11 protein-coding genes are annotated in these 13,106 nt (G+C 44.9%); 4 read left to right on the top strand and 7 right to left on the bottom strand.

All coding sequences use genetic code 11. The features are described from left to right. Positions 1 to 72: 72 nt before the first annotated feature. From ACRQQK_RS12945 to deoD, 6 genes are all read right to left on the bottom strand, one after another. Positions 73 to 1,203 carry an HlyD family secretion protein gene (locus ACRQQK_RS12945; RefSeq protein WP_457511994.1) on the bottom strand — a complete coding sequence of 377 codons (1,131 nt, stop codon included), beginning with the start codon at positions 1,201 to 1,203 and terminating at the stop codon, positions 73 to 75. After that, complete coding sequence (locus tag ACRQQK_RS12940) at positions 1,203 to 1,583, bottom strand: DUF3302 domain-containing protein (protein WP_102939816.1); 381 nt, start codon at positions 1,581 to 1,583, stop codon at positions 1,203 to 1,205. Before ACRQQK_RS12940 ends, ACRQQK_RS12945 begins: the two co-directional genes overlap by 1 nt. 351 nt (positions 1,584 to 1,934) lie before the next feature. Then, on the bottom strand, positions 1,935 to 3,512 hold the full coding sequence (locus tag ACRQQK_RS12935) for a diguanylate cyclase domain-containing protein (protein ID WP_457511992.1): 1,578 nt from the start codon (positions 3,510 to 3,512) through the stop codon (positions 1,935 to 1,937). Positions 3,513 to 3,515: 3 nt separating this feature from the next. Next, positions 3,516 to 4,979, bottom strand: coding sequence for a hypothetical protein (locus ACRQQK_RS12930; protein ID WP_457512376.1), 1,464 nt, complete (start codon positions 4,977 to 4,979; stop codon positions 3,516 to 3,518). A 176-nt stretch (positions 4,980 to 5,155) separates the two neighbouring features. Beyond that, positions 5,156 to 6,625 carry a transposase gene (locus ACRQQK_RS12925; protein WP_457511990.1) on the bottom strand — a complete coding sequence of 490 codons (1,470 nt, stop codon included), beginning with the start codon at positions 6,623 to 6,625 and terminating at the stop codon, positions 5,156 to 5,158. Positions 6,626 to 6,693: 68 nt separating this feature from the next. Continuing rightward, positions 6,694 to 7,404: a purine-nucleoside phosphorylase gene (gene deoD, locus ACRQQK_RS12920; RefSeq protein WP_457511988.1), complete on the bottom strand. Its 711-nt coding sequence runs from the start codon at positions 7,402 to 7,404 to the stop codon at positions 6,694 to 6,696. A gap of 329 nt (positions 7,405 to 7,733) precedes the next feature. Between deoD and ACRQQK_RS12915 the strand changes: the two genes are divergently transcribed. Genes ACRQQK_RS12915 through ACRQQK_RS12900 form a run of 4 tightly spaced genes read left to right on the top strand, consistent with a single transcriptional unit; the run spans position 7,734 to position 11,811 of the window. Further along, complete coding sequence (locus ACRQQK_RS12915; protein WP_457511986.1) at positions 7,734 to 8,687, top strand: YbgA family protein; 954 nt, start codon at positions 7,734 to 7,736, stop codon at positions 8,685 to 8,687. Beyond that, positions 8,677 to 9,480 carry a MerR family transcriptional regulator gene (locus ACRQQK_RS12910; protein ID WP_457511984.1) on the top strand — a complete coding sequence of 268 codons (804 nt, stop codon included), beginning with the start codon at positions 8,677 to 8,679 and terminating at the stop codon, positions 9,478 to 9,480. Before ACRQQK_RS12915 ends, ACRQQK_RS12910 begins: the two co-directional genes overlap by 11 nt. After that, positions 9,480 to 10,907 carry a deoxyribodipyrimidine photo-lyase gene (gene phrB / locus ACRQQK_RS12905; RefSeq protein ID WP_457511982.1) on the top strand — a complete coding sequence of 476 codons (1,428 nt, stop codon included), beginning with the start codon at positions 9,480 to 9,482 and terminating at the stop codon, positions 10,905 to 10,907. The genes ACRQQK_RS12910 and phrB overlap by 1 nt, the downstream gene beginning before the upstream one ends. Then, positions 10,897 to 11,811, top strand: coding sequence for a L,D-transpeptidase family protein (locus ACRQQK_RS12900; RefSeq protein ID WP_457511980.1), 915 nt, complete (start codon positions 10,897 to 10,899; stop codon positions 11,809 to 11,811). The genes phrB and ACRQQK_RS12900 overlap by 11 nt, the downstream gene beginning before the upstream one ends. 80 nt (positions 11,812 to 11,891) lie before the next feature. On the opposite strand, the gene pyrC is transcribed toward ACRQQK_RS12900, so the two are convergent. Beyond that, positions 11,892 to 12,920 carry a dihydroorotase gene (gene pyrC / locus ACRQQK_RS12895; protein ID WP_102965043.1) on the bottom strand — a complete coding sequence of 343 codons (1,029 nt, stop codon included), beginning with the start codon at positions 12,918 to 12,920 and terminating at the stop codon, positions 11,892 to 11,894. Positions 12,921 to 13,106: the final 186 nt, after the last annotated feature.

Raw genomic sequence — 13,106 nt, 5'->3', positions numbered from 1 at the left:
CTTTAAAGCAAATAAAAAGGAGCAATTATATTGCTCCTTTTTACTGTCTGTTTTATCTCTTTGAAAACAGGATTAATGATCTAGGTATAAGTAGTTCTGCCAGCTCTTCATGCGGATAAGAACTTTACGCATAATCGAAACGTGTTCAAAGCTATCTGAATACACCGCGATCTCTGCGCTTGAACCTAGTGGTAGATGGTATTCGCTCATGTCATCAGTGAGTTTCAGTTTAACCATCACTCGGCCTTGCGTATTGATTGCCTGAGTACCCAACAGTGAACCTCTCGCCTGAACCTGTCCTTCAGCAATCGCAGGGATGACGTCAACCACTTCTCCTTTGAATACTTTACCCGGAAGCGATCTAAATACGAATTCAGCTTCAAACCCCGATTGTAAACGTTGCATAGAGTTTTGGCGGAAAGCACCGTAGAAGTAGACGTCCTCGGTGTGAACGAAAGTCATTACCGGAGCTAACGGTAGTGGTACAGCCATCATACCCGGACGTAGAGCCAGTTGAGTGACAAATCCATCAGTAGGTGCGGTTACAACGGTTTGTTCTAGGTTGAATTGTGCTTGAGTTAGTTCTGCCTGAACGCGAGCTACGGTTGTGTTTTCTCCGTTAATCTCAGACTCATACGCTAGTCGAGCAGATTCCTGACTTGCTTGGGCAGCTTCTAAAGAAGCTTGAGCACCTTTGTACGCCTGATTGGTTGTATCGACTTGTTGAGCAGTAAATGCGCCACGTTTGAAGCCTTTTTCGTAACGCTCAAACTCTCTTTTCGCTTTATCGCGAGCAGCTTCAGCTTTAGTAGTATTGGAAACGGCTTCTTTGTAAACAGATTCTAATTGAAGAACTTGTTGCTGTGCTTCTGCAACCGCAGCTTCTTTACGCACAACTTCAGCTTGGAATGGAGTTGGGTCGATTTTAAACAACACATCGCCTCGCTTCAGAGGCTGGTTTGGAATCACGTCTACTTCAATAACCTTGCCGCGAACACCGGAGACAATAGGCGTTGTGCTATAGGCTTGCCCACCGATTGCGGTAAATGGGTGGTTGTAGTTCATGAGAAGAATCAGGGTACCAATGAGCACCACACCGCCTAATACAGCAGTCGGCACCGACCATTTGTTTAGAGGGATTTTGAAAATCTTAAAAATGGCAATACAAATCGCTGTGTAAGTCAGAATAAGTAACAAATCCATTATTTTTGCTCCTCTTCTTGAGCGGTCTCAGAAGCTGCAGGAGCTTGGCTTTGACTTAGTTTCGCGATTTCAGTTTTTAGCATGGCTACTTGTTGGGTCAGTTCGTCGACACGTACATGGATATCGTGTGTTTCTTCCTGAAGTTTATGGAAACCCCAACCTCGGTCTTCGCGCCACAGTGTTGCCCAAATCCATAAGAACGGCCACAAAACGTGAAGAGTAAACAGGCTAACCCAGCCTGCCACGTGAATGGCATCTTGATGAGGGTGATTGCGCTCTTTAGCTATTTCGTACGGGATGTCATGGATGACGATGATGCCGTAGAAAATCACTAAACACACAAATACCAACATACCTAGGGCAAAATAATCTAAAAACATAGAGTGGTCCTATATAAATTGAATACTTATAGTCGTGAATAACAAAGTTCTTACCACGTAAAATCATAACAAGAATTAATAATGCACAGTTGGCGACTAATTAAAATTAAGTCATATAGCTATGAGAAAACCGTGGATGGGTACCGTTATCGCTTATTCAAGCGTAGTACGTTTTTCTTTTACACCGTAGCGTATTCTACTTGTGAATTAACACGGTTGCATACGCCTATTTATACCTAAGTCACCTCTAACTATCTGTTCAGAGTGAAATTATTCGATCTTGGATCAAGTTTTGATTTAAAACATAGTCACACTATGTCAGGAATTAATATTGTGCAGAAAAACAAAAAGCTATTCTGAACAGACTTGGTTTCGCCCATTTGCTTTGGCTCGATACAAGGCTTTATCTGCTCGATAGAAGGTTCTTTGCGTATTTTCGCCTTCTTTGTTCAACGTGATCCCGATACTGACGGTTAAACCACGTTCGCCAAGGATATCCTGCCAGTGGTACTTAAAAATTCGTTCACGGAACTCTTCTGCAGCGGTTTGTGCTTGCTCCAAAGTCATGTTTTCAAGAATGACTAAGAACTCTTCACCACCATAGCGAACACAAGATGCTTGCGGAAAGTTGAAATGTTCCGCCAATTCACTTGAGACATTAACTATAGCTTTGTCACCAACAAGATGACTAAGTTCATCATTGATCGATTTGAAGTGGTCAATATCCACCACGAGGAAAGCAAAAGGGGTTTCGTTGTGGAGCAGCTCTTTGAGCTTACCGTCCAACCAACGACGGTTGTGCAGTTTGGTGAGAGGATCGGTTAAGACGTCTTGTTGCAGACGCGCAACCGCATTTTTGTGCTGTTCTGTACTCTCTTTCAGCTCTTGGTTTTCAAGTTCTGAAACGATCAATTTTAGTTGCAGTTCAAACCGTGATAAACGGCGTAACTGTGTCGCCCCAAGCTCAGCAATGGGAATATTTTGGATAAGCTCTGATTCAATCTCAAACGCTTCGCGTTCATAGCGCAACGCTTCTTTATAGAGACCTTGTCGTTCAAAAATACGAGCAAAGGTTTTGTATAAACCTTTTTCCAACACCGGCGAAGGAAAGCGTTTTAAACGCTTTTCGGTGCTAAATAGCAGCATATTGGACAATTCTGGTTTGCCCAACTCTAGAAAACATTTTGCCCGTTCAACTCGAACCATATTGGCAAGCCAGTAGGAATGAATATTGCCCGGTGAAAATTGAACCGTTGATAGGGTGCGAAGCGCTTGTTCTATTTCGCCTTGGTGACGATATATCTTGGCTTCGTACAAAATGGTTTGTCCGGCAAGAATTTTGTCACTAACAAGAATGCTGAGTTCTTCACACTCCCGCACCAGCTCATCGGCTTCATCAAATCGGCCTAGGCTTACGTAACAGGCAAGCATATAAAGTTTGTATCGCAATCTCAGAGAACGGCTACTGATAGCGTGGTCAAGGCTGTTGATTTTGAGGTAATAGCTCATTGCCCTGCGGTGATCACCATAGGCATCGCATAAGTTACCCATGCCCAGTATTGCTAGGACATAGTCATCAATGTAGCGATACTCAACAGCTAAGCCTGAAGAAGATATATGTTCTTGCAGTGCCTCGACGTAATCTCCATTTTCAATCAGGAGTTCCGCCAGACTGTTTTTCACCGACAGGATGAGTTCTGCACTGTCTGAATCTAACAAATTTAGTGCAGACCTTAACTCACTGATACTATTTTTAATTTGGCGCATTTCAGCATGGAACTCTGCGCTGACAATAAAACAGAGTGCTTTCTCTTCTTTGGTAGAAGCAATAGTTCTGCGAACTTTGTTCCAGAAGGCAATCGCTTCTTCACCGCTTACCGATGTTGCGTCTAGTCCCGCATCTTGAACTTTATTGAGTAGTGCTTCCATCAACTATTCCTCCCAACCCATGTCTTCGAGCAGCTCAAGGGTAAAAGGGAAGCTGACGATAGTATGAAGAGTTGCATCAGGAAGAGTTCCGTGCAATTTTTTGCGCTCCCAAGGATAAATTTCAATCATCTTCTCAAGTACATCAAACATATGTTGTGCTGCTTCACCATGTTCGTTCACCAGAAATCCCAGATAGTTAGCGCTTAAACGTGATAGGAGATCTTTAGAACCACAGAGAGAATGAACGAGCTCCGTACAAGCATCTAAAAACAATGGATTCGCATGATGAATAGAAATAACAGAGAAGGTTGAGTTCATCAGGTCAACTTTATGCAGCACCATTTGTTCCCACCAGTAATTCTCTGGCACAACATTCGATAAATGCTTCTCTGTATGGAAATCATGTTGGTTGCGAATTCGGTTGAGGAGCTTTATCGCGCGCTGATCGAGTTGACGTTTGGATGTGCGTGCTTTATCAGAGCCAAGCCGCATCGTCTGTTCGTGCAGCATTTGTAGAGAGTATTTTCGGTACTTTTTGAACGCCTCTAGAGCCGTTTGGTCATCACCACTCTCTTCGGCGACAAGAGATTGCTGATAGCAAATCTGTGAAAGCAGTTCACCATTATCGAAGCTGCGCGCGGTTTCTTCTGCTGAGATAAGTAGCTGGGCGGCTTGGGAAAGATTTTTCCTTAAAAGCTCAATTCTTGCCCGGCTAATGTAAGAATGAGCTTTCATCCAAGACAAGTTATGAGCGACGGCTAACTTGTGCGCCTTCTGGGTGGCTTGTTGCGCATCTTCGATGCGTTCAAGTCCTAAAAGAGCCAACCCTCGGAAATCCCAAACTTCTGCCTGCCAAGTTTTATCATGGTGTCCGATCAGTGCTTCATCAGCGCCATCGAGCACAGTGAGCATATCGACATACTGCTCAAGCAAGTACAAGTCCCATGCCCATAAAATACGAGCTTTGCCTTCTAGCCAGGAGATATCCATATTGTGGGCGACTTTGGCTGCAAGCTGATGGGTTGAACAAGCTTGATCATATTGCTTAGTGATGCGCCAAATATTGCCTAATCCAATTAGGCTCTCTATCAGCACTTCAATTTCATCTACCAACGCAGACTGTTCTAAAGCGTTAATCCAAAATTGTTGGGCGGTGTAGTATTTGGCTTGCCCCCAGAACTGGAGCGCATGAACATGGAGAATTTCAGGAAGGAACTCATCAGTGTCGAGGCTATTTTGATGTTGGTACGCCTCTTTGATGTGCTTTAAGCCTCGGCGGTAATCCATCTCACACCAAGCGCAACGAGACATAATGATCAGCGCTTGAATAATACCATCGTGAAACTGGGATTGTTTGGATTGGACAAGGGCATTTTCAGCTGCCGCCAATACTTCCGCAGGCTCAGACTCGATACGGAGTTTAAGCTGTTTAAGTTCTGATAATAAAAGGTACTGGCTTTGATCCAAATCCATTACTTCCTGGCTGTACGACTCACAAGACATTTATCAAAGTGTTGCCACTTGTCCGCAATGCGTCGTTTAAGTATCGATGCCATTTAGCACTAAATAGACGACAGAACGGAAATGTTTATGATTTTGCTCGTGTATAAATTTGTGCTTCCTCACACTCCGCGACGAAACGTTTAGGACAAGAGTTCTTTTAAGGTCAAAGGCTTCTTAGTTAATCCTAGGTTTTGTGCGGCAGTGTTTCCATGTTTATCTTGATAGCATAGATTGTGCCAAGCGCGGTAAATATCGAGTAACGGCTGTATCCCACCGGGACGTAATTTACGTCTAGGTTCGTTGATGAAAGTCTCAAACAGCAACTGAAAACGTTGCTGATAAAATTCAGTCTGTTTTATCGAAGCCTTTTGTAACCAAGCTTCAGGCTCTGGATTAGCCCCCGCAAGATAACAGATACCTTTGGAACCTTCATCTTGATGAGCTATCGCCCATCTATCTCGCCACCAGCCCATAAGGACAATATCAACTTTGGTAAAAGGCTGGTTGTCTTGCCAGCTCTCATCTTCTTCTACGTACATTAAGTCAACGTTTTGACGTCGAATTCTTGATAGGCAGACGCTCAAAGCTGCCGAGCGCAGAATGGGGTCCTGAGGCATGAAAATCGATACGTGTTTATCCATGTCGCACATGTCTAAAACATGCAAGTAATGCGCATACGAGGTATAGGGTGGACGAATCAAAGCGCCTTTTGAAGGGTAGTTAAAGGTGGAAAGATTGCCCATTGGGTCTTCAACATTGCCGCGAGCCAGTATCGTTTGATATTGCTGATCTATACGCTCTCGCAATATAGGTGAAGGCTCTGGTTGTGGGACGTTCGCTTCTGAAGAGTGGTCTCTTGAAACGAATCGAGCCGGAAACTCATAAGGGTTGTGATCCACTGATCCTACAGGCTCTTCTTTTGCCGAATAGTTCACATGCTGGCAAAGAATATAGCCTGTGTTCGCTTCTCCTGTTGCTATCCAAAGCACGCCATTATTGCTTTTGGGTTGCAGTGGCATGTAGTGCGAGGAGAACTGAAAACTGCTGGCGTGGTTAACCCAACGCGCGTCGATCATCGCGAGTTTTCTGCGACAGCGACTGGCGATATGTTCAATATGATCGTAAAAGGTTTTCGGGTTGATGCTAAGTTTACGGCAGATTTCTCGTACCGAATAACCCATGAAAAGTAACCCGAATAAGGTTTCTTGGAACAAGAGTTTTTTATTCGCACCAGACCATTTATCGACAAAAGTAGAGTGACAAGATTTGCAGCGATAGCGTTGACGATCGCCACTGTAGCCAAAGGCATGATAGAGGTGTTTGTGTGTATGGACTGAAAGCCCTGCGTTTTCACATTCTAGGTTGCGACAGGCAGGTAAGCCGTCACTGTGAAGCTGACGTAAACGAACTAGTTCGTTGAGGACTTCTTTGTTATTAAGTAAGGGGGGGAAAGCACCGCACTCACGACAAACCATCGTTGGACGCTTAGGATTTGCGCGCTGCAAAACATACCGTTCTGCATCACTCAAACCAAAGTTGTCACACGCCAATGTTTTACAAAAGTTGAGCTGCAAGCCATCAGCGTCCGCAGGTAATTGGTCGGTCGACACGATCTCCCCCTCGGTAATTTGGAAGGGTGCCAAGCGCGCTACTCGGCAACCCTAAAGTAAATTTTGAATTACATGGTGATAGCTGTTTCAAGTGCTACTTGCATCATTTCATGGAAAGATTTTTGACGATCTTCTGCACTGAGTTTTTCACCACGTAGAATATGGTCAGACACGGTCAGAATAGTCAGAGCGCGAGCGCCCAAATCTGCTGCTACACCGTAAATACCTGCAGCTTCCATATCAACACCTAGAATGCCAAGTTTCTTCATCTTCTCGAAAATTTCTGGCTCAGGAGTGTAGAACAGGTCTGCAGAGAAAATATTACCAACTTTAACCGAAACATTTTGAGCACGAGCTTGAGCAACAGCCGCTTCTAATAGATCGAAATCAGCGATTGCAGCGAAGTCATGGTTGCTGAAACGGATACGGTTAACTTTAGAGTCAGTAGATGCGCCCATACCGATAACCACGTCCATCAGTTTAACGTCGTCACGTACAGCACCACAGCTACCTACACGAATTACGTTTTTCACACCGTATTCAGCAATCAGCTCGTGAACGTAGATACAGCATGATGGAATACCCATACCGTGACCCATTACAGAAACTTTTTTGCCTTTATATGTGCCGGTGTAACCGAACATATTACGTACGTCACACACTTGCTTCACGTCTTCAAGGTAAGTATCCGCAATGAATTTTGCACGAAGCGGGTCACCAGGCATTAGTACTGTTTCAGCGAAATCACCAGGTTGTGCGTTAATGTGTGGGGTTGCCATAATTGTTCTCCAAAAATGTTCAGCCAATTAAACAGTATTGCATATCAAATTACTATTTCTGTTGACTGTGGATTTGTCTGTTGAGGCAATATTAGTGAGTAATAGCTGGGTTTCTTGCGATTTTGGTCACAAAAAACGCGACAGTGGTGCGTCGGACGAGGGTTGATAACTAAATGTGTTGAAACTGATAAAGCAATCGATACAGGAAAACGTTGGCTTTATTTGTACGAATTTTAAAATTGTATAACTAGTTTCAAATGTGCTATAACTTGTACAAAGTTTTCTTTTGTATAATTGTTATTGTCAACTTGAGAGAAGAGGGCGCTGATATGGCTGATTCACCTATTTTGTTGGGCATTAGTGCTTGTGTTCTTGGACAGAACGTTCGGTTTGATTCTGGGCATAAAGCCAGTCAATTTGTTAATAAAGAGCTTGCGCCCTATTTCGAGTTTGTTCCCGTATGCCCAGAAGTTGGGATGGGGTTACCTGTGCCTCGTCCACCAATACGCCTAATTTCCAATGATGAACGTATTTCTCTGGTTGAAACCAAAGATCCAACCAAAGACCATACTGCAGGTTTGCTGCAATATTCTGAGCAAAAAATAAATCAACTAAAAGATATGCATTTGTGCGGCTACATCGTCTGTGCTAAGTCGCCTTCTTGCGGTATGGAAAAAGTAAAAGTGTACAAATCCCACGAAGCAGAAAAGAGCGGTGTTGGGCTTTACACACAAATGTTGATGGAAAAAATGCCTTGGCTTCCGGTGGAAGAAGACGGAAGGCTCAATGACGCGGTGTTAAAGGAAAACTTTATAACGCGTGTTTACTGCCTGCATGATTTCTATCAGACGCTGGGTAAAGAGCCAACCGCGGGCAAAGTCGTGGCATTCCACTCTCGCTATAAGCTGACGTTAATGGCTCATCACCCAACCTCTTATCGTGAGCTGGGAAGATTAGTGGCAAATGTGGCAAACTACGCGCCCGACGAGTTTATTGAGCTATACCGTTTAGGTTTGATGCAAGCTTTGAAAATCAGAGCCAGCAGAAAGAATCACACTAACGTATTGATGCACCTTCAGGGCTACTTTAAACGTTCGCTTGATAAGTCTCAGAAAAAAGAACTCTCAGAAGTTATTCATGATTATAGAAAGGGTATGTTGCCGCTGCTCGCGCCAATTACCCTAATTAAGCACTATTTGACGTTATATCCAGATTCTTACCTGATGCAGCAACGCTATCTGGACCCATATCCACAGGAGTTAAAGTTACGCTATGGCTTATGAACAAAAGCTATACGCTATTCGTGAAGTAGCAGAATTAACCGGTGTTAAGCCCGTAACACTAAGAGCTTGGCAACGCCGATACAATTTGGTTCAGCCGCAAAGAACGGAAAAAGGCCATCGTTTATTTAACCAAGAAAATATCGATAGCATTAAAGAGATTCAAGGATGGCTGGCAAAAGGCGTATCCATAGGAAAAGTGAGCGAGTTGCTGAAAGGCGGCGTTCCTACTGATGAGTTACAGCAGGAAACGCGAGTACAACTGGAAGAGTGTGAGCAGTTACTTACTGCACTCTCTCAACTGAATCGTGGCAAGTCAGAGAACATTATTGCTACGGTAATGAAAGAGTATCCTTTGGATATTGTTGAGAGCCAGTTTGCGTTTCCGGTGATTGATGCTTTAGAGCGAGTGAAAGGCCCTCTGCGCTCTTTGCAAAAAGGTCTGTTTCAATCTCTGATGATCAATAAGCTTTCATCGATTCTGGAAGCAGAAAACAAAGCGGCTTACAAAGGTAAATGCTTATGTGTCAGTTATGATCCGGTGGGTAGCTTGCTGGCCTGGCTTTGGGCAGTTACATGGTCTGAGAAAGGCTACAATGTGACTTTTCTTGATGGTGTCGATGACGTCTCAGGGCTGGTAGGTAGCGAAGCCGTTGAATCATACAGTGCATTGGCATTGTTCTCTCATAAATCACTAGCAGACGCTCAGACGACTGCGATCGCTAAGCTACGTAAACAATTTAACGATCAATGCTATCTGTCTAATGTGCTGCAAACACTCAATGGATTGGATTAGTGAAACTTGTTTGGTTACGCCGAGATTTAAGAGCCGTTGATAATACGGCTCTTAATAGCGCAATTGCGAGCGGAGAACCCGTCAGCGCTGTCTTTATCGCCACGCCTGAGCAATGGCATCAACACCATATGGCTCGCCGTCAGGCTGATCTTATCTATCGTCGCCTGAGCGCTCTGCAACAAGAGCTTAAAGCGCTTAATATTTCGCTGCTTTACAAGGAAGTGAGCGATTTTGAGCAATCGGCAAACTGCATTGTTGAGATAGCGAAGCTGTGTGAAGTGAGCGAAGTCTTGGTCAATCAAGACTACGAAGTGAATGAGCAGGCGCGAGATAAACAAGCGCAATTCGCATTAGCGCAACAAGGTATTGGGTGGCTGTCGTACCATGACAAGTGCATTATCCCCGCAGGCAGCTTACTGAATAAACAAGGCCAATATTTCAAAGTATTTACGCCTTTTAAAAAGGCTTGGCTTTCTGTTGCTGGCGTACCCATCATTTCTGCTACCCAAAGTGCAGCCAAAGTTGCGTTAGCGAAAGCAGTGCAACCTTTGGTTTGGAACCCACAACAGCCATTCAGTTACCCAAGAGAAGACAGCTTTGGCTGGGACGTCGATTTTGAGTCGATTCGATCTCAACTGAGATCGTTCTGCCAAGAGAGTATGGATAGTTACCACGAGCAACGAGATTTCCCTGCCATAGATGGCACCAGCAGTTTGTCTCCTTACTTAGCGATAGGCGCGTTGTCGGCAAGGCAATGTATGGCAAGGCTTTACGCTGAATCCAAAATGGGCTTTTTGTCTCAAGGCGCTCAAACATGGCTGAGTGAGTTGATTTGGCGCGAGTTTTATCAGCACCTACTTACTTTTGAGCCTAAGTTGTGCAAAGGAAAAGACTTCTTGTACTGGGGGCGCTATGTGAAATGGTGGCAGGAGCATGACCATTTTGAACGTTGGTGTTGCGGAGAAACGGGCTACCCAATTGTGGATGCGGCCATGAGACAACTGAATCAAACGGGGTGGATGCATAACCGCTTACGAATGATCGTTGCCAGCTTTCTGACCAAAGATCTGCATATCGACTGGCGTTGGGGCGAACGCTATTTTATGAGCAAGCTTATTGATGGTGACTACGCGGCAAACAATGGCGGCTGGCAGTGGTGTGCATCCACTGGGTGTGATGGTCAGCCGTATTTTCGAATTTTCAATCCGATCACCCAAGGTGAAAAATTTGATGAAAGTGGAGCATTCATTCGCCACTGGATTCCGGAGTTGAGTTCGGTGCCTGACAAATATATCCACTCACCTTGGTTATGGCCGGGTGTTAACTCGGTGTTATATCCTTCTCCAATAGTTGATCATAAAGCGGAAAGAGAAGTAACCTTAGACATGTATAAGCAGGCAAGGGATAAAGATATACATGTTGCGTAAGTTATTGGTCATTGGTTGCATAGTGGCGTCCAGTTTTATGACAAAGGTGTTAGCAGCCACTTATGACTTCCCGATGGAAGGCAGCAGGATGGTGGGAAATGCTCAATATCATGTGATCGAAAAAGGAGAGACCTTAGCGCAAATCGCTAAGCAGTATGACATCGGCTTTTTAGGTTTGATGGCCGCGAACAAAGGCGTTGACCCTTTCCTTCCGCAAGAAGGTTATGTGCTTACGATACCGTCGCAAATCATTTTGCCCATGGTGCCTTATGAAGGCATCGTGGTGAATCTTGCTGAATTGCGTCTTTACTACTTCAAGCCCGAAGAGAGAAAGGTGCATATTTTCCCTGTAGGTATCGGTCGAATCGGACGTGATACGCCTGAAATGGAAACCAAGATCAGCCAGAAACGACCAAATCCAACTTGGACTCCACCGGACTCTATTCGAAAAGAATATCTGCAAAAAGGCATTGAACTGCCAAAAGTTGTCCCTTCAGGCCCTGAGAACCCATTAGGTGAATTCGCGCTTCGTCTTGCATTTGGCAATGGTGACTACCTGATCCATGGTACCAATAAAGATTTTGGCATTGGTTTACGAGTGAGCTCTGGCTGTATCCGCATGGAGCCGAAAGACATAGAGTGGTTGTTTAACCAAGTTGAGCGAGGCGAGAAGGTTCGTATCATTGACGAGCCTGTCAAAGTAGCATTGGAACCTGACAGAAGTGTTTTCGTTGAAGCGCACGAACCACTGACTCGCAGCGACGGCAGTAAGAAAGATCTCGTGTTACCAGTAGAACTAAAATGGTGGCTGGATGAGTTTGATAAGTCGGAAGTGAAAGCAAAAGCGGTGATACTGGCGCAAAATGGAGTGCCGGTCGAAGTGGTTGCTCCAGAATTTGATTAAGCTCAGTTCGCTAAAATAGCGAAAGTTGCATAGTAAAAAGCCGCCTAACAAGGCGGCTTTTTCATTCAAGCAGAACAGTGTTAAGCAACTTGCCACTGAATAGCTTCTCCAGCGCGAATTGGAACCACAGTTTCGCCGCCAAAAGGCATGCTTGCAGGAACTTCCCAAGACGCTTTGGTTAGAGTCACAGTGTCTGTGTTGCGTGGAACACCATAGAAGTCTGGGCCATTGTGGCTAGCGAAGGCTTCCAGATTCTCAAGCTTACCTTCTTGCTCAAATACTTCGGCGTACAGTTCCAGTGCCGCGTGAGCAGTGTATGAACCTGCACAACCACAAGCGGCTTCTTTCTTGCCTTTAGCGTGAGGCGCTGAGTCTGTTCCTAGGAAAAACTTCTTGTTGCCAGACGTTGCTGCCGCGACAAGCGCGTGTTGGTGAGTTGCACGCTTCAAAATTGGCAGACAGAACAGGTGAGGGCGAATACCGCCAACCAACATATGGTTGCGGTTAAACAGCAAATGGTGAGCAGTAATGGTTGCTGCCACGTTATCTGAAGCGTTCTTCACAAAGTTAACCGCTTCTGCGGTTGTGATGTGTTCTAGAACGATTTTAAGGTTAGGGAAATCATTCACGATTGGCGCAAGAACGGTTTCTAAGAAGGTCTTTTCACGGTCAAAAATGTCGACTTCGTGAGTGGTCACTTCGCCGTGAACCAGCAGCAACATGCCTTCTTCTTGCATTGCTTGCAGAACTGGGTAAATGTTTTTCGCGTTCGTCACACCCGAGTCAGAGTTGGTGGTTGCACCCGCTGGGTAGAGTTTTGCTGCAACTACAGCTCCAGACGCTTTCGCTTGGCGAATATCGTCAGCTGAGGTGTTATCGGTTAAATACAAAGACATCAAAGGTTGGAACGTAGCACTTGGATTTTGCGCCATGATGCGGTCACGGTATGCAAGCGCCATTTCGGTATTGGTCACGGGTGGGACGGTGTTTGGCATAATAAGCGCGCGTCCGTTGTAACGGCTGATATCACGCACAGTATCAGCAAGAACTTCGCCATCGCGAAGGTGAACGTGCCAGTCGTCAGGACGAGTGATCGTAAGTGTTGTCATGAATTGCTCCCACCATGAAGTCATTGGAATGATTGGAGCCTAAAAGAAATTTTGCGTTACGCAAACGCTTCCGTTTAGGCGACAGGATGATAGAGTAATTGGCTTCTCATTTCATCTTTTAATTTGTCAGTTCTGTTTGTTTACAGCAGTTTCTCGCGCCTAATAGATTGAAACGATAGCGTATTT

Source organism: Vibrio sp. C8 (genome assembly GCF_054051265.1).
This window is presented reverse-complemented; position numbering and strand designations above follow the sequence as displayed.